At 70.1% G+C, this 23,678-nt stretch carries 25 protein-coding genes and 1 pseudogene; 15 read left to right on the top strand and 11 right to left on the bottom strand.

Annotated elements, in window-relative coordinates; genetic code table 11:
• The 7 genes and pseudogenes from RIF93_RS07555 to RIF93_RS07525 all read left to right on the top strand — a co-directional run.
• Positions 1-301: pseudogene (locus tag RIF93_RS07555) on the top strand (TonB-dependent receptor); the annotation flags it as partial.
• Positions 302-418: 117 nt separating this feature from the next.
• On the top strand, positions 419-2,530 hold the full coding sequence (locus RIF93_RS07550) for a family 20 glycosylhydrolase (protein ID WP_309089983.1): 2,112 nt from the start codon (positions 419-421) through the stop codon (positions 2,528-2,530).
• On the top strand, positions 2,527-5,049 hold the full coding sequence (gene ptsP, locus RIF93_RS07545; protein WP_309089982.1) for a phosphoenolpyruvate--protein phosphotransferase: 2,523 nt from the start codon (positions 2,527-2,529) through the stop codon (positions 5,047-5,049). The genes RIF93_RS07550 and ptsP overlap by 4 nt, the downstream gene beginning before the upstream one ends.
• Positions 5,046-6,767, top strand: a complete 1,722-nt coding sequence (nagE, locus tag RIF93_RS07540) for an N-acetylglucosamine-specific PTS transporter subunit IIBC (RefSeq protein ID WP_309089980.1) — start codon at positions 5,046-5,048, stop codon at positions 6,765-6,767. Before ptsP ends, nagE begins: the two co-directional genes overlap by 4 nt.
• Before the next feature lie 83 nt (positions 6,768-6,850).
• Positions 6,851-7,186 (top strand): FeoA family protein, encoded by a 336-nt coding sequence (locus RIF93_RS07535; protein WP_309089978.1) that lies wholly within the window; start codon positions 6,851-6,853, stop codon positions 7,184-7,186.
• On the top strand, positions 7,183-9,060 hold the full coding sequence (gene feoB / locus RIF93_RS07530; protein WP_309089976.1) for a ferrous iron transport protein B: 1,878 nt from the start codon (positions 7,183-7,185) through the stop codon (positions 9,058-9,060). The genes RIF93_RS07535 and feoB overlap by 4 nt, the downstream gene beginning before the upstream one ends.
• Before the next feature lie 91 nt (positions 9,061-9,151).
• Positions 9,152-9,475 carry a hypothetical protein gene (locus RIF93_RS07525; RefSeq protein WP_309089974.1) on the top strand — a complete coding sequence of 108 codons (324 nt, stop codon included), beginning with the start codon at positions 9,152-9,154 and terminating at the stop codon, positions 9,473-9,475.
• A 6-nt stretch (positions 9,476-9,481) separates the two neighbouring features.
• Here RIF93_RS07525 and RIF93_RS07520 read toward each other — a convergent pair whose 3' ends face one another.
• From RIF93_RS07520 to hppD, 7 genes are read right to left on the bottom strand one after another with little or no spacing between them, the layout of a single operon-like run.
• Positions 9,482-9,964, bottom strand: coding sequence for a MarR family transcriptional regulator (locus tag RIF93_RS07520; protein WP_309089971.1), 483 nt, complete (start codon positions 9,962-9,964; stop codon positions 9,482-9,484).
• Positions 9,964-10,968, bottom strand: a complete 1,005-nt coding sequence (locus RIF93_RS07515; RefSeq protein ID WP_309089969.1) for a fumarylacetoacetate hydrolase family protein — start codon at positions 10,966-10,968, stop codon at positions 9,964-9,966. The genes RIF93_RS07520 and RIF93_RS07515 overlap by 1 nt, the downstream gene beginning before the upstream one ends.
• Complete coding sequence (locus tag RIF93_RS07510) at positions 10,968-11,261, bottom strand: hypothetical protein (RefSeq protein ID WP_309089967.1); 294 nt, start codon at positions 11,259-11,261, stop codon at positions 10,968-10,970. Before RIF93_RS07510 ends, RIF93_RS07515 begins: the two co-directional genes overlap by 1 nt.
• Position 11,262: 1 nt before the next feature.
• The gene (locus RIF93_RS07505) at positions 11,263-11,631 is read right to left on the bottom strand and encodes a cupin domain-containing protein (protein ID WP_309089965.1); all 369 of its coding nucleotides are present in this window, start codon (positions 11,629-11,631) and stop codon (positions 11,263-11,265) included.
• On the bottom strand, positions 11,628-12,761 hold the full coding sequence (locus RIF93_RS07500; RefSeq protein WP_309089963.1) for a homogentisate 1,2-dioxygenase: 1,134 nt from the start codon (positions 12,759-12,761) through the stop codon (positions 11,628-11,630). The genes RIF93_RS07505 and RIF93_RS07500 overlap by 4 nt, the downstream gene beginning before the upstream one ends.
• Positions 12,761-13,843, bottom strand: a complete 1,083-nt coding sequence (locus RIF93_RS07495; RefSeq protein ID WP_309089961.1) for an isoaspartyl peptidase/L-asparaginase — start codon at positions 13,841-13,843, stop codon at positions 12,761-12,763. Before RIF93_RS07495 ends, RIF93_RS07500 begins: the two co-directional genes overlap by 1 nt.
• On the bottom strand, positions 13,843-14,955 hold the full coding sequence (hppD, locus tag RIF93_RS07490) for a 4-hydroxyphenylpyruvate dioxygenase (protein ID WP_309089959.1): 1,113 nt from the start codon (positions 14,953-14,955) through the stop codon (positions 13,843-13,845). Before hppD ends, RIF93_RS07495 begins: the two co-directional genes overlap by 1 nt.
• A gap of 154 nt (positions 14,956-15,109) precedes the next feature.
• Between hppD and RIF93_RS07485 the strand changes: the two genes are divergently transcribed.
• The 3 genes from RIF93_RS07485 to RIF93_RS07475 are packed head-to-tail and all read left to right on the top strand — an operon-like array spanning position 15,110 to position 16,789.
• Positions 15,110-15,688 carry a YqaA family protein gene (locus RIF93_RS07485; RefSeq protein ID WP_309089957.1) on the top strand — a complete coding sequence of 193 codons (579 nt, stop codon included), beginning with the start codon at positions 15,110-15,112 and terminating at the stop codon, positions 15,686-15,688.
• Positions 15,689-15,716: 28 nt separating this feature from the next.
• Positions 15,717-16,229 carry a disulfide bond formation protein B gene (locus RIF93_RS07480; RefSeq protein ID WP_309089955.1) on the top strand — a complete coding sequence of 171 codons (513 nt, stop codon included), beginning with the start codon at positions 15,717-15,719 and terminating at the stop codon, positions 16,227-16,229.
• The gene (locus RIF93_RS07475) at positions 16,226-16,789 is read left to right on the top strand and encodes a demethoxyubiquinone hydroxylase family protein (protein WP_309089953.1); all 564 of its coding nucleotides are present in this window, start codon (positions 16,226-16,228) and stop codon (positions 16,787-16,789) included. Before RIF93_RS07480 ends, RIF93_RS07475 begins: the two co-directional genes overlap by 4 nt.
• Here RIF93_RS07475 and RIF93_RS07470 read toward each other — a convergent pair.
• Positions 16,786-17,256: a carboxymuconolactone decarboxylase family protein gene (locus tag RIF93_RS07470; RefSeq protein ID WP_309089951.1), complete on the bottom strand. Its 471-nt coding sequence runs from the start codon at positions 17,254-17,256 to the stop codon at positions 16,786-16,788. The two genes, RIF93_RS07475 and RIF93_RS07470, sit on opposite strands and share 4 nt — an antisense overlap.
• A gap of 128 nt (positions 17,257-17,384) precedes the next feature.
• Here RIF93_RS07470 and RIF93_RS07465 point away from each other — a divergent pair, with 128 nt between their 5' ends.
• Positions 17,385-17,699, top strand: a complete 315-nt coding sequence (locus tag RIF93_RS07465; protein ID WP_309089949.1) for a helix-turn-helix domain-containing protein — start codon at positions 17,385-17,387, stop codon at positions 17,697-17,699.
• Between the two features lie 172 nt (positions 17,700-17,871).
• Positions 17,872-18,159: a hypothetical protein gene (locus RIF93_RS07460; RefSeq protein ID WP_309089947.1), complete on the top strand. Its 288-nt coding sequence runs from the start codon at positions 17,872-17,874 to the stop codon at positions 18,157-18,159.
• Here RIF93_RS07460 and RIF93_RS07455 read toward each other — a convergent pair.
• Positions 18,156-18,500 (bottom strand): hypothetical protein, encoded by a 345-nt coding sequence (locus RIF93_RS07455; protein WP_309089945.1) that lies wholly within the window; start codon positions 18,498-18,500, stop codon positions 18,156-18,158. The two genes, RIF93_RS07460 and RIF93_RS07455, sit on opposite strands and share 4 nt — an antisense overlap.
• Positions 18,497-19,057 (bottom strand): HNH endonuclease, encoded by a 561-nt coding sequence (locus RIF93_RS07450; RefSeq protein WP_309089943.1) that lies wholly within the window; start codon positions 19,055-19,057, stop codon positions 18,497-18,499. Before RIF93_RS07450 ends, RIF93_RS07455 begins: the two co-directional genes overlap by 4 nt.
• A gap of 738 nt (positions 19,058-19,795) precedes the next feature.
• Between RIF93_RS07450 and RIF93_RS07445 the strand changes: the two genes are divergently transcribed.
• The 3 genes from RIF93_RS07445 to RIF93_RS07435 are packed head-to-tail and all read left to right on the top strand — an operon-like array spanning position 19,796 to position 22,128.
• A complete protein-coding gene (locus RIF93_RS07445) occupies positions 19,796-20,425 on the top strand; it encodes a TetR/AcrR family transcriptional regulator (protein WP_309089941.1) in 630 nt (209 codons plus the stop codon).
• A gap of 10 nt (positions 20,426-20,435) precedes the next feature.
• A complete protein-coding gene (gene gluQRS, locus RIF93_RS07440) occupies positions 20,436-21,263 on the top strand; it encodes a tRNA glutamyl-Q(34) synthetase GluQRS (protein ID WP_309089939.1) in 828 nt (275 codons plus the stop codon).
• Entirely contained in the window at positions 21,256-22,128 is an 873-nt protein-coding gene (locus RIF93_RS07435; RefSeq protein WP_309089937.1) for a DMT family transporter, read from the top strand. Before gluQRS ends, RIF93_RS07435 begins: the two co-directional genes overlap by 8 nt.
• Here RIF93_RS07435 and RIF93_RS07430 read toward each other — a convergent pair.
• Entirely contained in the window at positions 22,118-23,527 is a 1,410-nt protein-coding gene (locus RIF93_RS07430) for a protein adenylyltransferase SelO family protein (RefSeq protein WP_309089935.1), read from the bottom strand. The genes RIF93_RS07435 and RIF93_RS07430 overlap by 11 nt on opposite strands.
• Positions 23,528-23,678: the final 151 nt, after the last annotated feature.

The raw sequence follows: 23,678 nt of genomic DNA, 5'->3' as shown, positions 1-23,678 counted from the left end.
CAAGCACAGCCTGAACCTCACGGGTTGGTACGAGACCGAGCGGTTCAGCGCCCGGCTCTCCTACAACTACCGCTCGAAGTTCTTCATCGATATCGACCGCGCCGCCCAGCTGAACAGCGCCTCGGTTACGTCGCTGGACGCTTCGGCCAGCTTCAACGTCACCGACCAGGTCGCCATCACCTTCGATGCGGTGAACCTGACCGACGAGACGATCAAGCAGTACTCCGGCGCCACGTCGCGGCCGCGCGCCTACTACAAGAACGGCCGCATCTTCTACGGCGGCGTCCGGGTGAAGTTCTAAAGGGCGTCCTCTCCGATCCCCTTGAACTGCGGGGGCGCGGTTCGCTTGTTCCGCGCCCCCTTTTCTTTTCCCGGATACCCTTTCCATTGTCAGGCTGAAGACACGGCGGAGGACGACATGCCGGCGAATGCGCGCGCCAGGTTCGAGCGGCTGGGAGCCGCCGTTACGGCGGCCGCCATACTGGCCTGCGCCTCGCCCGCCGCGGCCGCGCCTGGCGACGTCACGCCCATTCCCGCCGAAGTGACGGTCCACGCTGGCGGCTTCCGCGTACCGGAAACCGGCGCGATCGCTGTTCCGGCCGGCGACGCCGCCGCCCGCCGCACCGCGGAGATCCTGGCCGACCTCACCGCCAAGGCCGGCGGGCCGAAGCTGTCGGTCGCCACGGCCGGCCGCGGCGTGGTGATGCTGAAGCGCGAGCGGGTGAAGTTCTCCGGCGACGAGGCCTATGCGCTGGCGGTGACCCCGACCGGCATCGAGGTTCGCGCGCCGACCGACGCCGGCCTCTTCCGCGGCGCCATGAGCGCCTGGCAGCTGCTCACCGAGCCCAGGCCGCCCGGTGCCGCCGCCATCATCCCCGCCCAGACCATCGACGACGCGCCGCGGTTCGGCTGGCGCGGGCTGATGCTCGATAGCGCTCGCCACTACCAGAGCCCCGAGTTCATCAAGGCGCTGATCGACGCCATGGCGGCGCACAAGCTGAACGTGCTGCACTGGCACCTGACCGACGACCAGGCCTGGCGGCTCGAGATCAGGAAGTATCCGAAGCTGACGGACGTCGGCGCCTGGCGCGTGCCGGCGGGCGAAGGACCGGCCCGGGACATCGATCCCGCCACCGGCAAGCCGCGGCTTTATGGCGGCTTCTACACCCAGGCCCAGGCGCGCGAGATCGTGGCCTATGCCGCGGCGCGCCACGTCACCGTCGTCCCCGAGATCGAGATGCCGGGACACGCCAGCGCCGCCGTCGCCGCCTATCCGCAGCTCGCGGCGGCTCCGAACCCGCCCAAGGACGTGCCCGCAGACTGGGGCGTCTATCCCGCGCTCTTCAACGTCGAGGAAGGCACCATCCGCTTTCTGCAGGACGTGCTGGACGAGGTTATCGCGGTTTTCCCGTCCACCTACATCCACGTCGGCGGCGATGAGGCGGTGAAGGACCAGTGGAAGGCCTCGCCCCAGGTCCAGGCCCGCATGAAAGCCTTGGGCATCGCCGACGAGCACCACCTCCAGAGCTGGTTCATCCATCGGATGGAGAAGCACCTGTCCAGCCGCGGCCGCCGCCTGATCGGCTGGGACGAGATCCTCGAGGGCGGCCTCGCGCCCAACGCCACGGTGATGTCATGGCGCGGCATCAGCGGCGCGGTCGCCGCGGCCAAGGCCGGCCATGACACCGTGTTGAGCCCTGCGCCCACGCTCTATTTCGACCACCGCCAGTCGGCCTCGCCGGCCGAGCCGCCTGGAAGGGGCAAGGTGATCAGCCTGAAGGACGTCTACGCCTTCGACCCGACGCCGTCCGAGCTCACGCCCGAACAGCAGCGCCACCTGCTGGGCCTGCAGGCGAACCTCTGGACCGAGCACGTGCGCACCGAGGCCCGCGCCGCGCACATGATGTTCCCGCGCGGTCTGGCGGTCGCCGAACTGGGCTGGTCGCGGCCCGAGCGGCTGGGCTGGGAAGGGTTCGAGCGGCGCTCGAAGGAAAGCGTCGCCCGGCTCCGCGCCATGGGCTTCCCGGCGGCCCAGTCTGCGTCCGACGGCGTCCACACGCCCCGCGACCCGCGCCGCCGCGACAACCGCGAACTTGCGCCCTGCACCGACAAGATCGTCCTGGCCTTGGAGGACGACGCGCCGGTCCGCGGCGAGCGGGCCGTGTTCCTGACCGACATCATGGAATCTTGCTGGACCTGGAAGGACGCGGAGCTGACCGGCATCGGAGCGATCAGGATTCGGGTCGGCCAGCTGCCGTTCAACTTCCAGATCGGCGAGGACATCAAGAAGGTCACGCTGCGCGCATCGAAGACGCCCGAGGGCGAGCTGGAGGTGCGGGTTGGGGACTGCAAAGCCCCGCCCGTCGCAGTGATCCCGCTGACCGAAGCGGCGAAGAACCCGGCCGTCACCGAGCTGCGCGCCGCCCTGCCCGGCGCCTCGGGCCGCCGGGACCTGTGCTTCACTGTCGCCCGGCCGAAAGTGGAGCCGATCTGGGCGATCGCCTCCGTCGAGCTGGAGCCCGCCCGATGAAGGCCGCGAAGTCCGCATCACCCGTGGCCGAGGTGCTGGTGCTGGACGCCCCGATGAACGGCTGGGCCGCGCCGCTGGACGAGGCGCCGGACGAGGTGTTCGCCGGCCGAATGCTCGGCGACGGCGTCGCCATCGACCCTACCGCCGAAGAGCTCTGCGCGCCCTGTGACGGCGTGGTCACCGCCCTGCCGGCCAGCCGGCACGCGGTGACCGTGCGGGCCGACAACGGCGCCGAGATCCTGATGCACGTGGGGCTGGAGACGGTGGGCCTCGCCGGACAGGGCTTCACCGCCCACGTGCGCGAAGGCGAGCGGGTGCGGCGCGGCCAGCGCCTGCTCACCTTCGATCTCGACGTTCTGGCGGGGCGCGCCCGCAGCCTGATCACCCCTGTCGTGGTGATGAACGCGACCATCGCCAGTCGCGTGACGGGCTGCGCGGTGCGTCAGGGCCAGCCCCTCATGGAGGTGCACGGCCAGGCGGGCGGCCAGCCCTGCGCGGTCGCAAGCGAGCTGCTCGAGGCCGAGGCGTCCATCGCCCTGCCGCACGGGCTGCACGCCCGGCCGGCGGCGCGGCTGGCCGCCTGTGCGCAAAGCTTCGACGCCGAGGTCCAGCTGGAGGCGGCGGGCGGCCGCAGGGCCAACCTCCGCAGCGCCGTCTCGGTGCTGGCGCTGGGCGTCGGCCACGGCGAGAAGGTGCGCCTGATCGCCGGCGGTCCGGACGCGGCGGCGGTGCTGGGTGCTCTGAAGAGCCTGCTGGCGGATCTCGCCCTGGAAGAAGCCGCTCACGTGCGGCCCGAGCCCACGCCGTCCCCTCGCCCTGCTGCCACCGACGCGCCGGGAACCCTGCGCGGCGTCACGGCGGCGCCGGGACTGGCGATCGGGGTCGCGGTGCGCCTCGCGGCGCCCGAGCCCGCCGTCATCGAAACCTCACGCGGGGCCAAGGCCGAACGACAGGTGCTGGCCGAGGCGCTGGCGCGCGTCGCCTGGCGCCTGCGCGACCAGGCCAGCGGTGGCGGGACCAGCCGGCGGGACATCCTGGCGGCGCACCAGGCCTTCCTGGCCGATCCCGAGCTCCGCGCCGAGGCCGAACGCCAGATCGAACAGGGCCTGAGCGCCGGCGCCGCCTGGCGCGCCGCGACCCGCGCCATGGCCGAGACCCTGCGCCGGCTCGGAGACCCCCTGTTCGCCGAGCGCGCCGATGACCTGCTGGATCTCGAACGCCAGGTGCTGATCGCCATCTCCGGCGAGGAGTTGGCCGGGCCGCGCCTCCCCGCCGGCGCGGTGGTCATCGCGGACGAGCTGCTGCCGTCCCAGCTGATCGCCCTCGAGGGCGCCCCGGTGGCGGGCTTCTGCACCGCCCGCGGAGGGGCCACCTCTCACGTTGCCATCCTCGCCGCCGCCATGGGCGCCCCGGCCCTCGCGGCGATGGGACCCGAGCTGCTGCGCGTGCCGGACGGTACGCCGGTCATCCTCGACGCGGACGCCGGCGTCCTGAAGGTCGCGCCCGACGGCGCAGCACTCGCCGCCGCCCAGGGTCAGCTCGCGTCCCTGGAGACCCGCCGCCGCGCCGACCGCCAGGCCGCCGCCGAGCCCGCGCGCCTGGCCGACGGGGTCCCGATCGAGGTTCTGGCCAACCTCGGGGCCGCCGGTGAAGCCGCGGGCGCGCTGATCCAGGGCGCGGAAGGCTGCGGCCTGTTCCGTACCGAATTCCTGTTCCTGGATCGCCAGGATGCGCCGTCCGAAGACGAGCAGGCCGCCGTGTACGAAAGCGTCGCCGCGGCGTTGCAAGGCCGGCCGCTGACCATCCGCACCCTCGACGCCGGCGGCGACAAGCCTCTGGCCTTCGCGCCCGCGCCGCACGAGCCGAACCCGGCGCTGGGTCTCCGCGGCGTCCGCGCCAGCCTGCGCCAGCCCGAGCTGCTGTCGGCCCAGTTGCGCGCGATCCTGCGGGTCGCCGCGCCAGGCGAACGCCGCATCCTGCTCCCGATGGTCTGCGACCTCTCCGACCTGCGCGCCGTCCGCGCGGCGCTCGACGCCGCAGTCGCCGACCTGAAGCCAGCGCATCGCCCCAAGCTCGGCGTGATGATCGAGACGCCGGCCTCGGCCCTGCTCGCCGACCAGCTGGCCGCCGAGGCCGACTTCCTGTCGGTCGGCACCAACGACCTCTCGCAATATGTGCTCGCCATCGATCGGGAGCATCCCGAACTCGCCGCCCGCCTCGACGCCCTGCACCCGGCGGTGCTGCGGCTGGTGGCGCGCGCTGCGGAGGCCGGTCGCACGCTCGGTAAGCCCGTCGGCGTCTGCGGCGGTCTGGCCTCCGAGCCCTTGGCGGCGCCGCTGCTGGTCGGCCTGGGCGCCGGCAGCCTCTCGGCCGCGCCCGCCGCCGTGCCGGCGGTCAAGGCCCGCCTGCGCGGCTGGACCCTGGCGCAGACGCAGGCGCTCGCTCACGCCGCCCTGGAGCTCACCTCGGCGGACGAAGTCCGCGCCCTGCTGCGACAAGATCCGGGAGCCTCGACGTGAAGCTGTCCCTCGCCCCGCTGCAGCAGCTGGGCCGCGCCTTGATGCTGCCGATCGCCGTGCTGCCGGTCGCGGCGCTGATGCTGAGGCTAGGCCAGCCCGACCTCCTCGGCGCGCCGGGCCTCGCCCACATCGGCGGCGGGGCTTTCGGCGTCATGGCCCAGGCCTTCGCCGCGGCCGGCGGGGCGGTGTTCGGCAACCTGGGCCTGATCTTCGCCGTCGGCGTCGCGGTCGGCCTCGCGCGTGAGAATCACGGCGCCTCCGGCCTGGCCGGCCTCGTCTGCTTCCTGGTCGCCACGGAAGGCGCCAAGGCCCTCCTGGTGGTTCCGCCCGACGTGCTGGCGGCCGCCGCCGGGGGCGCGAAGGACCTCGCCGGGGCAGCCTGGAAGGAGAAGGAGATCGGCAAGCTCTCCATCCCCGCGGGCATCCTCTCGGGCGTGGTGGCAGGCGTGCTCTACAACCGCTTCTCCGATATTCGCCTGCCGGAGTACCTCGCCTTCTTCGGCGGCCGCCGCTTCGTGCCCATCGTGTGCGGCCTCGCGGGCGTCGTGCTGGCGCTGGCCTTCGGCTTCTCGTGGCCGACGCTGGAGCGCGGCATGGACGGCCTCTCCGCCGGCATCCTGAACCTGGGGCCGCTCGGCCTCTTCCTCTACGGCTTCCTCAACCGGCTGCTGATCGTCACCGGTCTGCACCACATCCTGAACAACCTCGCCTGGTTCCTGCTGGGGGACTATGGCGGCGTCACGGGCGACCTGAATCGGTTCGCGGCGGGCGACCCGACCGCCGGCGCGTTCATGGCGGGCTTCTTCCCTGTGATGATGTTCGGCCTGCCCGCCGCCTGCCTGGCCATGTATCACGCCGCCCGTCCCGAGCGGCGCAAGGCCGTGGGCGGCATGCTGTTCTCGGTGGCCCTGACCTCGTTCCTGACCGGGGTGACCGAACCCATCGAGTTCAGCTTCATGTTCCTGGCCCCGGCGCTCTACGCCGTCCACGCGGTGCTGACGGGCGTCTCCATGGCGCTGATGGACGCCCTGAACGTCAAGCTCGGCTTCGGCTTCTCGGCCGGCCTGTTCGACTTCGTGCTGAACTTCAACAAGGCCACGCGGCCCTGGCTGCTGATCCCGATCGGGCTTGTCTACGCCGGCGTCTATTACGGGGCCTTCCGCCTCGCGATCCGCCTGTTCGACCTGAAGACGCCCGGCCGGGAGCCGGTGGAGGCTGGGGCGCCTGCGCCGGCCGTGGTGGCCTCGGGCGACCGCGGCCAAGCCTTCGCCGCCGCGCTGGGCGGCGCCGCCAACCTGGCCGCCGTCGACGCCTGCACGACCCGCCTGCGGCTCACCATCCGCGACCAGGCGCTCGTGGACGAGGCGGCTCTGCGCAGCCTGGGCGCCAAGGGCTTCGTGAAGCCCTCGCCCGACACCCTGCAGGTGGTCCTGGGTCCTCAGGCGGACCAGGTCGCCGGCGAGATCCGCGCCAGCCTCGGCAAGGCGCCCGCGCAGGGCCCCGACGCCGCTGCGATCCGCAGGGCGCTGCCGAAGGAGGTGGGCGCGGTCCAGGCCCTCGACAGCCGGTTGCTCGTCGAACTTCCCGAGGCCTCGCGGGTGGACGAGGCGGCGCTGGCTGCGGCCGGCGTGCGCGGGGTCTTCCGCAAGGCCGGCCGGCTGCACCTGGTGATCGGCCCCCAGGCCGCCGAGATCGCCAGGGCGTTGCGCGCCCCTTAAGCCAGCTGAGGCTTGCCCTCAGGGCCGTCGCGCTCTAACTGATAATCGTTCGCAATTTTCGCGGGCGCGGGACGCGTAAGCCTATGCACGACATGTTGGTCGAGGCCGCCGAGGCGGCGCCTGCCGCGACGACGTCGAACGGCCGGGTCGTGCGCCTGTCGACCGCCCGTCCCGGCGACGCCGGCGTGATCCTCGAGGTCCGCGCCGAAAGCCATCCGCGCGATCACGGCGTCGACGTCGCCGAGTTGGAGCGGCGCCTGCTGGAGTTCGGCTTCGTCGAGGGCGCCAAACTCCAGGTGCTGCACGAGGGCGCGATCCGCCACGACCCGATCGCGGTGCGCCTCGACGACATGCGCGTGGCCCTGCGCCGCCGCGACGCCGAGGACGTCTGGGTGCTGCTGGACCGGCCCGCCGAATGAGTGAAGCCATTCTCCGGCAGGCGCGGGTCGCGCTGGTCGGCAATCCCAACACCGGCAAGACCGCGCTCTTCAATGCGCTGACCGGCAGCCGCCAGAAGGTCGCCAACTACGCCGGCGTCACCGTCGAGCGGAAGGAAGGCTTCGTCACCACCGCGGGCGGTCGGACGCTGTCGGTGTTGGACCTGCCCGGCACCTATTCCCTGCGCGCCCGTAGCCCGGACGAGGCGGTCACCCGCGACGCGGTCCTGGGCCAGTTGGCCGGCGAGCAGCCGCCGGACGTGGTGGTCGCTGTCGCCGACGCCACGAACCTGCGTCTCGTCCTGCGCCTGATCCTGGAGCTGAAGGCCGTCGGCCGGCCGATGGTGCTGGCGCTCAACATGTACGACATCGCCCAGCGCCAGGGCCTGCGCATCGACCTCGACGGCCTGCGCGCCGAACTGGGCTGCCCGATCGTCACCACGGTTGCGACGCGGAAGCGGGGCGTCGACGACCTCGTCGCCCAGGTGGACGCGCTGGTCGGCGCCGGCGCCATCCCCGAGCACGAGAACCGCTGGCGCGAGCCCTCGGCCGCCGAGATCCGCGCAGCCCACCGCGAGGCCCAGCGCCTGCTGAAGGCCTACGTCCGTCCTCCCGAGCGGCCCGACACCCTGACCGGCCGGATCGACGCGGTGCTGCTGCACCCGGTGGCGGGCCTCGCCATCCTGTTCGCCCTGCTGTTCGTCATGTTCCAGGCGGTGTTCAGCTGGGCCGGCCCGCCGCAGGACCTGATCGACGCCGGCTTCGTGGCCCTGGGCGGCTGGATCTCCACCTGGATGCCCGACGGCCTGCTGCAGAGCTTGATCGTCGACGGCCTCATCGCCGGCGTCGGCAGCGTGCTGGTCTTCCTGCCCCAGATCCTGGTGCTGTTCTTCTTCATCATCCTCCTGGAAGACTTCGGCTACATGGCCCGGGCCGCTTTCCTGATGGACCGGATCATGGGCGGCGCGGGCCTGCACGGCCGCGCCTTCATCCCCCTGCTCTCCAGCTTCGCCTGCGCCATCCCCGGCATCATGGCGGCGCGCGTGATCGACCAGAAGCGCGACCGGATGACGACCATCCTGGTGGCGCCGCTCATGACCTGCTCGGCCCGCATCCCGGTCTACACCCTGATCATCGGCGCCTTCATTCCCGACCGCACGGTGGGGCCCGGCCTGAACCTGCAGGGCCTCGTTATGTTCGGCCTCTACGCCGCCGGCATCGTCAGCGCGCTGCTGGTCTCGTTCGTGATCCGCAAGGTGTTCTGGCGCGGCGCCGTCGAGCCGTTCCTGATGGAGCTGCCGACCTACAAGCTGCCGTCGGCTGAGAACGTCCTGCGCAACCTCATGCTGCGCGCCCAGATCTTCATCAGCCGCGCCGGGCGGATGATCCTGCCCCTGATGATCCTGGTCTGGTTCCTGTCGACCTTCCCGAGCCCGCCCGCCGGCGCCACGGGTCCAGCGATCGACTACAGCTTCGCCGGCATGATCGGCCACGCAATCCAGCCGCTGTTCGCCCCGATCGGCTTCAACTGGCAGATGGTGGTGGCGCTGATCCCCGGCTTCGCCGCGCGCGAGGTGGCTGTCGCCGCCCTCGGCACCGTCTATGCTGTGGGCGACGCCGAGGCCAACGTGGGCGCTCTCGGCGCACGCCTGGCCGAAACCTGGTCGCTGGCCACGGGCCTGTCGTTCCTCGCCTGGTACATCTTCGCGCCGCAGTGTGTGGCGACCCTGGGCGTCGTCCGCCGAGAAACCAATTCCTGGGCGTGGACCGGCCTGATGTTCGCCTACATGGTGGGCCTGGCCTACCTGGCGTCGTTCGCCGTCTATCGCACGGCAGTGGCCCTCGGAGCTGGCTAATGTGCGCTAAACCACAGCGCGAGAGTTAACCATCCATTCGCCCTAGCGTTTAACTTGGCCGTAAACGAGGCGGCGCCAATGTGGCGTCGTCATGCAGAAGCAGCTTGAAAACACCCACGACGCGAACGCCGGCAAAAAGCCGTTCGTCCGGAAGCAAAGCCTGGCGAAGCGCGTCCGTGAGGTCCTCCTGTCGTTCGGCGGCGAAGCGCACCGGACGCTGGTGATCGAGCAAGTGGCCCGCAGCCTGGGCCACGATGTCCGCCAAATCCCCGAAGAGCTGCAAGCCGCGCTCATCGTCTCCTTCGAGGAGTACTGGCGCGACGAGCGGAAGCGGGCGGCCTTCGGCTTCCACCTTCCGTTCGGCGAGGGCTCCCACCGTTGGGGCGTCCGCACCGAGCCGGCCTACCTGCACTAGCCGGGGCTAGGCGGCGGGTGGCGCGCTGTCCCCCGCAAGCTGGCCAGCGGCCGTCTGCAGGCGGACGAGGAGGCGTTTCAGCAGCCCCACCTCGTCCGGCGAGAGCCCTGCGATCAAGGCGGCTTCGTAGGCCAGCGCGAGCGGCGCGATCTCCGCATAGAGCCGGCGCCCTTCGGCCGTGAGCTCCAGCACGTGGCTGCGTCCGTCCGCATGGTGGTCGGCGCGGCTGACGAGCCGGCGCTTCACCAGCCCCTGGGCCGCGCGGCTGACCGTCACCTTGTCCATGACCGTGCGGGCGACGAGCTGGCCCTGGGTCAGGCCGCCATCCTCGGCGAGCACCGTGACCAGCCGCCACTGCGGGATCGTGAGGCCGAAGCGGTCCTGGTAGGCCCGCGCGATCAGCCCCGACACCGCATTCGACGCCACCGACAGCCGGTAGGGCAGATAGGCGTCCAGCTTCAGTTCCGCGCCGGCCCCGTCGTCCCCCATCAGGCCTGGACCACCTGCTGTTCGATCGCGCCGAAGACCGAGTGTCGCTTCGCATCCACCATCTCGATGCGCACCGTGTCGCCGGCCTTCAGGAACGGGGTCGACGGCTTGCCGTCGCGGATCGTCTCGATCGTGCGCACCTCGGCCAGGCACGAGTAGCCGACCCCGCCGTCGACGATCGGCCGACCCGGTCCGCCGTCCTCGCCGCGGTTCGAAACCGTGCCCGACCCGATGATCGAGCCTGCGCTCAGCGCCCGGGTCTTGGCCGCGTGCGCGATCAGGGTCCCGAAATCGAAGGTCATGTCGACGCCGGCGTCAGCGCAGCCCAGCGGCTTGCCGTTCAACTCCACCTCCAGCGCTCCGTGCAGCCGCCCGTCCTTCCAGTTCGGCAGGGCGTCGGGCGTCACCGCCACGGGCGAGAAGGCCGACGCGGGCTTTGACTGGAAGAAGCCGAAGCCCTTGGCCAGCTCGTTGGGGATCAGGTTGCGCAGGCTCACATCGTTGCACAGCAGCACAAGCCGGACGGCGGCCAGCGCTTCCTCACGGCTGGCGCCCATCGGCACGTCGCCCGTGATCACCGCCACCTCGCCCTCCAGGTCGCAGCCCCAGGCTTCGTCCTTCAGCGGGATGGGATCGCGGGGACCTAAGAACCCGTCCGAGCCGCCCTGGTACATCAGGGGATCGGTCCAGAAGCTCTCGGGCATCTCGGCGCCCCTCGCCTGCCGGACCAGGGCCACGTGGTTCACATAGGCCGAGCCGTCAGCCCACTGGTAGGCGCGCGGCAGCGGGCTCGCCGCGTCGTGCTCGTGGAAGCGCTCGCGCGGGACGCTGCCGTGCTCGAGGCTCTCGGCCAGGCCGCGCAGCAGCGGCTCCACCCGCTCCCAGTCGTCGAGCGCCGCCTGCAGCGTGGGCGCGATCAGGTCCGCCGGGGTGAACCAGGCCAGGTCGTTCGAGACCACCACCAGCCGCCCGTCGCGGCCGCCCTTCAACGAGGCGAGCTTCATCAGTGACTCCGGATGTCGAAAGGTTCTCGGGGGATGGCGCCGGTGAGCTTCACGCCCGACTCATAGTCCTGCGGCTCATAGACCGTCACCTCCACGCGGATGTCGCCGCCCGGCTCGCCCTCCCAGAGGTAGGCGCGCTCGAAGCAGACCTCGCGGCCGTCGGGCGTAAAGCCTTCGAAGGTGTCGCCCCACGGCAGGTGCTCGGCCAGCTGCCGCCAGCCCAGGGTGCAGGCCCGGTCCAGCTCGTCGCGGGCCGCAGCGGTCAGGTCCTCGTGCAGGCGGCCCTCAGCCATCTCACACGCGCACGCCGGCGGGCGCGGTGTACTCGGACGTCATAGCGTCGCCCGTATTGACCACCTCGGACGGCTCGAAGATCAGCACCTGGGCCTCCTCGTCCGAGGCGGTGCGATGCTCGACGCCGCGGGGCACCACCACCATCTGACCAGGCCCAAGCTCGACGATACGGTCGCGGAACTCGACGCGGAAGCGGCCGGCGAAGACCAGGAACATCTCCTCGGCGTTGGCGTGGCTGTGCCAGGGGAACACGCCCTTGGTCTTCACCAGGCGCACGTCCTGGCCGTTGAGCTGGGCGGCGATCTTGGGCCGCCAGTGCTCATCGAAGAGGGCGAACTTCTCGGCGAGGTCGATGGCTTCGACGGTCACGGGGTCTTCCAGCTGTCCACGTAGGCGGGGTTCTCCACCGTACCTGCCGCGTCGCCGACTTCCAGGGGGTCGCGCGTGTCGATCATCACCGCGTACTCGTCGGTCGCGGGCTTGGGCTGGGCCAGCATGTTCTTCAGCGCCTTCGGGTGCGGCCCATGCGTGAAGCCGGAGGGATGGAAGGTCATCATCCCTGCCTCGATGTGGTCGCGGCTGAAGAAGTCCCCGGCGTGGTAGAACAGCACTTCGTCGTAATCGTCGTTGTTGTGGAAGAAGGGCACCTTCAGCGCGCCCGGATCCGTCTCGAACGGACGCGGCGCGAAGGTGCAGACCACGAAGCGGTCGCTGACGAAGGTGGAGTGCACGCTGGGCGGCAGGTGGTAGCGGTGGCTCATCACCGGCCGGATGTCGCGCACGTTGAGCCGCACGGGCGCCAGGTCGCCATGCCAGCCCACCGCGTCCAGCGGATTGTAGGGATAGGTCACCACCGACACCTGCCCGCGCTTCTTGATCTCGACGCGGTACTCGCCGGGCTCGTCCTGATGGGCCTTGAAGGCCGCGTCGATGATCGGCGTCTCGAGCATGGCCGGGTCGAACTGGGCATGGCCGCCCAGCAGCCCGCGGTCGGGCAGCTTGAAGTGGGTGTTGGTCGCCTGGATCATCAGGATCGCGGCGGGCCCGGCGGGCGTCAGCCGCCACATCGTGCCGCGGGGCAGGTAGAGGTAGTCGCCGGCCCGGAAGCGCAGCCGGCCGTAGTCGCAGAAGAGTTCGCCTTCGCCCTCGTGGACGAACAGGATCTGGTCGCCGTCGGCGTTGCGAGCCAGCGCCGGCATCGGCGCTGCCAGCTTCCAGAAGCGCACCTCGCAGGCGGCGTTGTGCAGGACGACGTGGGCGCTCCATGGCGACGGTTCGGCGGCGTTCAGGCGCGCGAGGTCGAAGGCGCGCGGCCGCAGCGGGCCCTCGAAGCTGGTCCAGCCCGTCGGCGGGCGGCGATGGTGCAGGAATGCGGCGGGACCGAAGAACCCCTCCTTCGAGATTTCGCGCTCGTAGGTCCCCTCCGGCAGGTCGGCGTGCGCCTGTTTCGAGTGGACGCCTTGAGCCGCCCGAACCGGAATCCAGTCGCCCTTGGCCATCAGGGATCGTCCTTGTAGATGCCGACCGTCAGCGGCGCGCCGTCGGCCACGCGCGCCCGGTACATGCCCGAGGTGTTGAAGCTCCAGGCCATCTCGCCGTTCGGCGCCACGGCGATCACGCCGCCGTCGCCACCCAGCGCGGTAAGATCCTTCTGGATCACCTGGTCGGCCGCCGTCTGCAGCGACACCCCCTTGTGTTCCACCAGGGCGCAGATCTCGCGCGCGACGGTCAGGCGGATGAAGTATTCGCCGGTGCCGGTCGCCGAAACGGCGCAGCTGTTGTTCGAGGCATAGGTGCCCGCGCCGATGATCGGGGCGTCGCCGACGCGGCCCCAGCGCTTGGCCGTCGTGCCGCCGGTGGAGGTGCCTGCCGCGACGTTTCCGTTGGCGTCCAGCGCCACCACGCCGACGGTGCCGAACTTCTTCTCCACCTGGGCCAGGCCCGCCCGGTACTCGCCCTCGTCGTGCTGCAGGTCTGCCCGCAGTTCCGGCACGCTGGGCGCGCCCTTCGGACGCGGCGGGATCGGCAGGCCCTGCGCCTTCAGCGCCTTCTCCAGCGCCTGCCACCGGCGTTCGGTGAAGAAGTAGGCGGGATCGACCTGGTCCAGCTTCTGGCTAAGCGAGAAGCGCTCGGCGCCCTCGCCGATCAGCATGACGTGTCCCGACTTCTCCATCACGGCCCGAGCCAGGCTGATCGGATGCCGCGTGCGGGTGACGCCCGCCACCGCGCCGGCCTTCAGCGTCTTGCCGTCCATGATCGAGGCGTCGAGCTCGTTACGGCCCTCGGCGGTGAAGACCGCGCCGCGCCCTGCGTTGAACAGCGGGTCGTCCTCGAGGATCTTCACCGACGCCTCGATGGCGTCGAGCGCCGAGCCGCCCTTCTTCAGGACCTCGGCGCCGACGTTGGCGACGCGGGCCATGGCCTCGCGATAGGCCTTGTCCTGCTCCGGCGTCAGGTCGTCACGCTCGATGACGCCGGCGCCGCCATGCACCACGATCGCCCACTTCGGCTTTGCGGCCGCCTGGCCTGCCATCGTCACCATCACCGCCGCCAGAACCGCACCGAGGACCTTCGAACGCATCAGCCTTCCTTCGCCGGGAGCACCCCTCGCCTGATCTGATCGAGTTCGATGCTCTCGAACAAGGCCTTGAAGTTGCCTTCGCCGAAACCCTCGTTGCCCTTGCGCTGGATCAGCTCGAAGAAGATCGGGCCGATCATGTTCTCGGTGAAGATCTGCAGCAGCAGGCCCTGGCCCTCCGTGGGCGCGCCGTCGATCAGGATCTTGTTGCGGCGCAGCCGCTCCACGTCCTCGCCGTGGCCCGGCACGCGGGCGTCGATGCCTTCGAAATAGGTGTCGATGGTGTCCTGGAACTGCACGCCGCGTTCGCGCATCGTCTCGACGGCGTAGAAGATGTCGTCGGTGCCCAGGGCGACGTGCTGGATGCCCTCGCCCTTGTAGTCCTTCAGGAACTCCTCGATCTGCGAGTGCTCGTCCTGGCTCTCGTTCAGCGGGATCCGGATCTTGCCGCACGGGCTGGTCATCGCCTTGGACACCAGCGCCGTCTGCTTGCCTTCGATGTCGAAGTAGCGGATCTCGCGGAAGTTGAAGATGCGCTCGTAGAAGTCCGCCCACGTCTTCATGTTGCCGCGGTGGACGTTGTGGGTCAGGTGGTCGAGGTAGGTCAGGCCCACCGCGTTCTTCGACATGGCCTCGGCCGCGCCCGGGATCGGGACGAAGTCGACGTCGTAGATCTCCTGCGCGCCGTAGCGGTCCACGAGGTAGAGGTTCGAGCCGCCGATCCCCTCGATGGCCGGGATGTTCAGCTCCATCGGGCCGACGGGACCCTGCACCGGCGTGGCGCCGCGCTCGACCGCCATCTTGAACGCCTTGGCGGCGTCCTTAACGCGGAAGGCCATGGCGTTGGCCGAGGGGCCGTGGGCCTCGCGGAACGCCGCCGCCTGGCCGGTCGGCTCCATGTTCAGGATGAAGTTGATGTCGCCCTGCCGGAACCGCAGGACGTTCTTCGAGCGGTGCTTGGACACCGCCGTGAAGCCCATCAGCTCGAACAGGTTCTTCAGCCGCTCGGGCTCGGGCGAGGTGAACTCCGCGAACTCAAACCCGTCGGTGCCGAGCGGATTTTCGAAGAGGTCGCGGGCGCCGTCCTGGGCTTGCGGCTTCGTCTGAACGTTCATGGCCAAGTCTCCTGTCGACAGGCAGATGGTATCATATGAAACCACTTGGCAAGAGCCAGTTGGGAGGCGCCTGATCGTCCCGCGCGACAAGTCCCGGCCCGCCTGCTAGCTGGAACGCCCGACCCTCCGCTTCGGACCCAATTCGGACCCCTGCATGTTCCGCAAACTCTACGACTGGGTGATGGGCCTCGCCCGTTCGCGCCACGCCCCGCGGTCGCTCGCGATCGTCTCATTCGCCGAGAGCTCGTTCTTCCCGATCCCGCCCGATGTGATGCTGGCCCCGATGGTGCTGGCCAACCGGGACAAGGCCTTCCTCTACGCCGGCATCTGCACGATCGCCTCGGTGCTGGGAGGCCTTCTGGGCTACGCCATCGGCGTCTTCCTCGAGCCGGTGGGCCTGTTCATCCTCAAGGTCTTCGGCCACCCGGAGGGCCGCGAGGAGTTCCAGCGCTGGTTCGACCAGTGGGGCCTGGGCGTGATCCTCATCAAGGGTCTGACGCCGATCCCATACAAGCTGGTCACGATCACCGCGGGCTTCGCCCGCTTCGACCTCTTCACCTTCGTCTGGGCTTCGGTGCTGACGCGCGGCGCCCGCTTCTTCGCCGTGGCCGCGATCCTGAAGTACCTGGGCCCGGCGATGCTCGCCGAGTTCGAGCGGCGGCTGAACCTCTACTCGATCCTGCTGCTGGCGCTGCTGATCGGCGGCTTCCTGGCGCTGAAGGTCTTCATGTGAGCCCGGCTTTGGGCTCATATCCGCGGCCATGACCTTCCTGCGCCCATTCCTCGACCGCTGGCGGCTCTGCGCCTTCCTGGCGTCAACCGCCATGCTGGCCACTGCGCACGCCTTCCAGACCTTCGGCGGCTATGCGCCTTGCACGCTTTGCCTTCGCCAGCGGGAGGTCTACTGGGCCGCGCTCGCGCTGGCCGCGGGTTTCATGGTGTTGGTGCGCCTGCCGGGCGGGCCGCGCTGGCGCGAGTTCACCTGCTGGGTGCTGGGCCTGGTGTTCCTCGTCGGCGTCGGCGTCGCCGTCTATCACGCCGGCGCCGAGTGGAAGTTCTGGCCGGGGCCGGAGGCCTGCGCCTCCACGGGCAGCGGCGTCAACGCCGCGGCGCTGGAGGACTTCCTGGCGGGCGCCGTCGTCCGCCCACCGGCGTGCGACGAGGCCCCATGGGTGTTCGCTGGGCTTTCGATGGCCGGCTGGAACGCGCTGATCTCACTGGCTCTTGTGGTGCTGAGCGTCCTCGCGGCGCTGCGTGAGCGAGCCAAGCGATGAGCCACAAGCCCGTCCCGCCCCGGCCCGGACAGGGCGCCATGGCCGCACGGCTGGCCGAGATCCTGCGCGTCGACCACGCGGGCGAACTCGGGGCGGTGCACATCTACCGCGGCCAGCGCGCGGTGCTGGGCCAGGCGCCCGGCCGCGAACGGATCGCCGGGCAGCTGGCCGAGATGGAGGCTCACGAGGCCGAGCACCTCGCCCGCTTCGACCGCCTGCTGACCGAACGCCGCGTGCGTCCCACAGCCATGGCCCCGCTCTGGCGGCTGGCCGGCTTCGCCGTAGGCGCCGGCACCGCCCTCTTGGGCGAGAAGGCGGCCCACGCCTGCACCGAAGCCGTCGAGACGGTGATCGAGGAGCACTACGCCGGCCAGATCGCGGAACTGGCCGACCGCGACCCCGAACTCGCCGCCGAGCTCTCCAGGTTCCGCGATGAGGAGTTGGCCCACCGCGACCTCGCCGTCGAGGAAGGCGCCCGCCAGGCGCCCGGCTACAGCCTGTTGTCGGCCGTGATCCGCACCGGCTGCCGGGCCGCAATCAAGATCAGCGAGAAGGTCTAGGCCGGGAGACGTGCGGCGTCGGGTTCCGGCGGCAACGCCAGCCCGTTCGCGATGTAGGCGACCGTCCGGTAGAAGCCGCACAGCATCAGCACCTCGAGGACTTGCTCGGCGTCGTAGTGGCCGGAAAGCTCTGCGAACTCTTCGTCGGTCAGCGTGGCCCGGGCATGCAGCGCCTCCGCCGTTCGGATGAGCGCCCGCTCGGCAGGCGTCCAGGTTCCGGCATCCCCGGCGCCCGCCGTCGCGGCGACCTCCGCCTCCGTCAGACCCGCCGCCTGGGCGAAGACCGCCACGTGCACGCCCCACTCGTACTCGCAGCCAGCGAGCGCGCAGGTGCGGTCGATGACAATCTCACGCTCGCGTAGCGACAGCGGGCCTGCGTCCAACAACGAGCCGGCGCGGAACTTCCTCCAGGCGCGGGGGCTGGTCGCCAGGGTCCGGAACAGACTAAGCGTCGGCGCTCCTTGCATGATGGCGTCAAAGCTCGCCTGCACATCCGGTGCGTAGGGGGGCTCGAGAGGCGCGATCCTTGGCATCGCCGCGTTCCGTTGCTACGATTTCGATAGCATGACTGCTACATTTTCCATAGCGCCCGTCAATGGCTGATCGTCGCGTACGGGGGTCGCGCACCGGCCGGCCGATCATGGCGCTGCTGGACCTGCTGGGCCGGCGATGGTCGCTGCGGGTGCTCTGGGAGTTGCGCGAACAGCCGTTGACGTCGCGAGCGCTCAGGGCCGCGTGCGACGACGTTTCTCCAACGGTGCTGCAGACCCGGCTCTCAGAACTCCGCGACGCCGGCCTGGTCGACCATGAAGCGGGCCGCGGCTATGGCCTGACGCCGCTGGGGCGCGAGCTCTTGGTCGCCTTCATGCCGCTCTACGAGTTCGCCGGACGCTGGGCGGAACACGCCTGACATCCACAGCTTGCGACCTTCCGGTCGTTGAGCGCGTCCGGGAATCGCCGCCCTGATCGAAGGGTCCGCGTGTCCCTACGCGCGGTTGCGGAGGATCAGGACCACAGCCATGGCGGAGTCGACGGGGGCCATCAGTTCTGCTTTTGTTCGCACCACCCCAGAGGAGGCGAACATGGCGGACGGCATGATCCATCAGGCGCTCGACGTGGCCTTCGGCCATGAGCCCAGGCTCGCCCGCGCCACGGCGCCGCGCTCCAGCCTGTGGGCGCGCTGCAACTGCGGCCGCGAGGCTGTCGTCGATCCCAAGCCCTGGCTGGCCCAGGGTCTCGGCCGCCAGCATGTGGACGACCTGGAGGAGCGGCTGCGCTGCCTCTGCGGCGCTCGGCGCGCCAGCCTGGAGATCCGCGGCCTGGCCGAGGCGCCCGCCGGGATCACCGGCGGCATCTGGATCTTCCGCTAGCGCTTGTTCCGCCGCACGCTTTCGGCCCGCTCGCGCACCGGGCCTTCCGACACGCTCCACTTGCCTTCTTGCTCCGACACCAGCACGGCCCAGCGCGTATAACCTTTCGGCGTCGGCTGATGATACGTGCAGCGCACGAAGCCCGGCGTGCTCTTGGCGCAGCGGACGTTGCGCACGGCCTGCGTCTTGCCCCGCACCTGGTCCAGCGCCTCGGAGAGTTCGGCGACGGTCGGAGCATCATCGGCGGCGCGCGCGGCCCCCGGCGCTGCAAGCGCCAGAATGCAAAGGGCAATCCACGATTTCATGCGCCAAGCGTAACCCAGCTCGCGGAACGCCGTCACGCCTCCAGTTCGATGTCCCAGTAGAGGTAGTCGAGCCAGCTTTCGTGCAGGTGGTGCGGCGGGAACCTGCGGCCGCGCTCCTGCAGCTCGAAGGCGCTGGGCCGACGCGGCTTCATCCGCGGGTGCATGTGCGCCTCGCGCGGGGTGCGCCCGCCCTTCGACAGGTTGCACGGGGCGCAGGCGGTGACGATGTTTTCCCAGGTCGTACGTCCGCCGCGCGAGCGCGGGATGACGTGATCGAACGTCAGCTCGTCCGTCGACGTGCAGTACTGGCAGGTGAAGCTGTCGCGGAGGAAGAGATTGAAGCGGGTGAAGGCCGGGGGCCGGTCCTGGGCCACGTAGTGCTTCAGCGACACCACGCTCGGCAGCTTCATCTCGAAGGAGGGGGAGTGGATGACCTGGTCGTAGGTGGAGACCACGTCCACGCGGTCGAGGAAGACCGCCTTGATGACTTCCTGCCACGGCCAGAGCGACAGGGGGTAGTAGCTTAAGGGTCTGAAGTCGGCGTTCAGGACCAGACAGGGCCAGCCGTTCGGCGGATGCCTAAGCACCTGCATGGCGGACCCTCCGTCTTGGGCGGAGCGCGCTTATGGCGTTCGACTTGGGACTGAAGACACGACCCTCGTCTAGGAAGCTGAACCTTCAAAAACTATAGGCGCGATTCGACGACATCTCTACGACGGAAGCCGGCTGAAGCCTCGCCCGGCCAGTTACGGGCGAGGCCTACCCGCGGCGCACGCTTTACGCGCCGAGGACAGCGGTGGCCCCGGCGAGGGTGAGCGTCAGGCCCACGACCGCAAACGAGACGACCACGTCGAGGATCCGGTTCAGTTGGATCGACATCGCAATTTTCCTTCTTCATCAGTTCGCGGCTCCAGCCCTCCTGGAAGCCGCCCGCCCATCTGGACGATGTTCAGATAGCATGATCCAAACGTTGCTCAGATAGCGTTTTCCGCCGCACAGCTATGCGATTCTGCACAGGGGGCAGCTGGCGCAGCCGACGACGAAGAAGGGCCCCGCAAGGGGGCCTTTCCAGCGTCGACTAAGGTGGGGAGCCCTTAGGCGCCGAGAGCGGCGGTCGCGCCCGCGGCGGTGAAGCCGAGGAACAGCAGGAAGACCGGCGCAAAACGGTCGAGATAGCGCTCGAAACCAGCGAGAGACATGACACACACCTTTCAGTTTGAACCCCGGCTCGAGCCGGGACGTTTGTTATTTGAACAACGCTAAGATAACGCGGATCTGAGCGACGTCAAGATATCTTTACGGCGTCCAGATGCAGATTTATGGTGGAGGCGATGAGAGACGCTCACAGCGCCGAGTCCCGGCCCTACCATCACGGCGACCTCCGCCGCGCCCTGGTCGACGCCGCCCGCCGGCTGCTGGAGGCTGAAGGCCCGAGCGCCCTGTCGCTGCGCGCCGTGGCCCGCGAGGCCGGCGTCAGCCCCGCCGCCCCCTACCATCACTTCAAAGACAAGGCCGAGCTGCTCGACGCCGTGGCGCACGAGGGCTGGCTGATGCTGAACACCCGCATGCGCGAAGCCAAGGCGCGCCAGCAGGGCCGCCAGCAGCTGACCGCCCTGGGCATCGCCTACGTCTGCTTCGCCCGCGAGCACCCGGCGCTGTACCGCGTGATGTACGACGCCGCGCGCGACAAAGAAGCCCTCCCGATCGACACGGAGAACCCGGACGAGGAGAGCGCCTACTGCATGGTGCGCGAGACCATGGTGGAGCATGGCGCCGACCCCACTGCGCAGACCGAGCTGGAACTCGCCACCATTGCGTCCTGGTGCGCCGCGCACGGCTTGGCCGAGATGGCGGGGTTCAAGCAGTTCAGCGAGATGAAGGACGCGCTTGGCGGCGAGCAGGCGTTCATCGCCGCAGTGCTCCAGCACATGGGCCTGTTCCCCCACGCGCACCGGGACTAGAGCAGTCCGGGTGTTCGTCACCCGCTTCGCGCCCTCGCCGACCGGCTACCTGCACAAGGGCCACGCCTATTCTGGCCTGACGGCCTATGCGGCCGCGCGCGCCGCGGGCGGCCGCTTCCTGCTGCGCCTAGAGGACATCGACGCCACGCGCTGCCGACCCGAGTACGAGGCCGCCATCTACGAGGACCTTGCCTGGCTGGGCCTGGAATGGGAGCAGCCGGTCCGCCGGCAGTCCGAGCACCTGGCCGAATACGACGCCGCCCTCGAGCGGCTGATCGCCAAAGACCTCGTCTACCGCTGCTTTCGAACCCGCAGCGAGTTGCAGAACGAGTTCGCCGCCGCCCCGCACGGACCGATGGACGCCTTCCGCGGCGCGCCCTTGCCGCCGGAGGAGGAGGCCCAACGCCTCGCCGCTGGCCAGTCCTATGCCTGGCGCCTGTCGCTCGCGAAGGCCGAGACCCTGCTCGGCGGGTTCTCGCACCTGACCTACTTCGTGGAGGGCGAGGGCTGGACCGCCGCCCGGCCCGAGGTCGGCGGCGACGTGGTCCTCGCCCGCAAGGACGTGCGCACCTCCTATCACCTGGCCTCGGTCGTCGACGACGCGCTGCAGGGCGTGACGCACGTGATCCGTGGCGTGGACCTCATCGACGCCGCCCACGTGCACCGTCTGCTGCAGGCGCTGCTGGACCTGCCCACGCCCGTCTACCGGCACCATAGCTTGGTGCTCGGCCCAGACGGCAAGCGGCTGGCCAAGCGCGACAAGGCCGAGACCCTGCGGTCGCTGCGGGAGCGTGGCGTCACGCCGGCCGAGATCCGACGGGAGCTGGGATTTGACTGAAACTGCGACGCCCCGATGGCAGGCGCTCGCCGTGCTCGTCTTCGGCGGGGCCGTGATCGGGCTTTCACCCATCCTCGTCCGCTTGACCGAGACCGGGCCTGCCGCCGCCGGCTTCTGGCGGCTAGCCTTCGCCGTGCCGCTGCTCGCTCTGATGACCTGGCGGGCGTCCGGCCCGATCACCGCGCCCTCCAGGCTGGGCGTGGCCGCCGGCGTGGCGTTCTTCCTGGACCTCACCTTCTGGCACTACGGGATCAAGTACACCTCGGTCGCCAACGCCACAGTGCTGACCAACCTCACGCCGGTGGTGGTCACCCTCTTCGCCTGGATCTTCCTGAAGGAGCGGCCGCGCGCGCTGTTCGTCGCCGCCGTGGCGCTCGCCGTAGGCGGGGCGTGGATGATGGCGTCCGACAAGCAGGGCGGGGGCGGGCTCAACCCGCCGCTGGGCGACGCCTTCTCGCTGACCACGGCGCTCTGGTACGCGCTCTACCTGCTGGCCATCGGCCAGGGGCGCAAGACGGAGGGCGCCAGCCGGCTGATGTTCTGGTCCAGCGCAGTCGGCCTGCCGCTGACCCTGCTGGCGGCGCTGGCGCTGCGCGAGGATCTCTTGCCGGCCTCCGCCGCCGGCTGGGCGGCCTGCGTGGGCCTCGGCCTGATGCATGTCGCGGGCCAGGGCGCCATCGCCTGGGCCATGGGCCGGCTGCCGACCTCGACCGCGTCGGTCGTGGTGCTCGTCCAGCCGGTGGTCGCCGGCTGGCTGGGCTGGCTGCTGTTCAAGGAAGTGATCGGTCCGCTGCAGGCGATCGGCGCGGCGGTGACGCTGTCCGGCGTCGTGCTGGCCCAGCTGGTGTCGAAGCCTAGGCGCTGAATCCCCACGCCGCCCGCGCCTGCTCGATGCGTTCGAGCTTGCCCTCGAAGACGCTCCAGTCGTCGGCCTCGGCGATGCGGGCCCAGATGGCCTCGATCTCGTCGATCAGCAGCTCCTCGGGCTCCGGGCCCTGGAAGTAGGGGTGCGAGAGCCGTTCGGGCCGGTCCGGCTCGTAGGCGGCCACCGCCGTCCGGAAGGCCGCGAAGTCTTCGCCGGCGTAGAGCCCGGCCCGTGCGCCTGTCGGCGTCCGGCCGCAGAACCAGTCGAAGAAGAACGGCTCCCAGCGCAGCGCCTCGCCGCCCTCGGCCAGGCCGACGAACGCCGCCTGCACCAGCGCCGCATCCTCGGCTTCGTCTCGGGGCTTCAGGCCAAGCCTTCGGATCATCGCCGCCATCAGCTCGCGTCGGTATGCCGGCCCAAACCCGTTGAGCGCCTCGATCAGCGGTTCGCTTTCGGCCACGAAAGTGAGGCAGCCGGCCAGCTGCTGCAGGTTCCAGAACACCGCCTCGGGCTGGCGGCCGAACGCGTAGAGGCCCGCGTGGTCGAAGTAGGCGGCGGTGAAGTTCGGGTCCGACTTCGGCAGGAACCGATAGGGCCCATAGTCGAAGCTCTCGCCGGTGATGTTCATGTTGTCGGTGTTGAGCACGCCGTGCACGAAGCCGGCCGCCATCCAGCTCGCCGCCAGCCGCGCCGCGCGCCCCACCACCGCCTCGAGCAGCGCCGCCGGTCGGTCGTTCGCGCCCTCCAGCTCGGGGAAGTAGTCGGCGATCACGTGGTCGACGAGCGCCTGGATGCGGTCGGCCTTCTCGAAGAACGCATGACGCTGGAAGGTCCCGAACCGCACGTGGCTGTGCGACAGCCGAACCAGGACGGACGAGCGCGTGGGGCTGGGCTCGTCGCCGCGAACCAGCTGTTCGCCGGTCTCGATCAGTGAGAACGAGCGCGATGTCGGCACGCCCAGGGCTTCCAGCATGGCGGTGGCCAGCACCTCGCGCACGCCGCCCTTCAGCGTCAGGCGTCCGTCGCCCGACCGCGACCACGGCGTCTCGCCCGAGCCCTTGGTGCCGAGGTCCAGCAGGCGCCCCGTGCCGGCCTCACGCAGCTGGGCGAAGAGGAAGCCTCGGCCGTCGCCTAGTTCAGGGTTGTAAACTCGGAACTGGTGGCCGTGATACCGCTGGGCCAGCGGCGGATCGATGTTGCCGGGCAGCGGTTGGAAGCGGCCGAAATGGGCGATCCACTCCTCGTCCGACAGGGTGTCCAGGCCCACCGAGGCCGCCGCGCGGTCGTTGCGGTAGCGCAGGATCGTCTTGGGGAAGTCCGCGGCCTCGACGGGATCGGCGAACTCCGGTCCCAGGGCGGGGAACTTGGGATCCGGCGTATAGGTGGGGGAAACGGGCATCCTGCGCAGCTAGCGCCGGGGGCCGCCCCCCGGCAACCGCCTGATCAGCGGATGCCGAGGAAGCCGAGGATGGCCAGGACCACGACCACCAGGCCCACGAGATAGATGATGCTGTTCACCGTCCAACTCCTCAGTCCAGCCCTTCCGCTCC

Source organism: Phenylobacterium sp., assembly GCF_031181185.1.
Lineage (GTDB): Bacteria > Pseudomonadota > Alphaproteobacteria > Caulobacterales > Caulobacteraceae > Phenylobacterium.
Note: the sequence above shows the minus strand (reverse complement) of the source record. Positions and strands in the feature narration are given on the sequence as shown.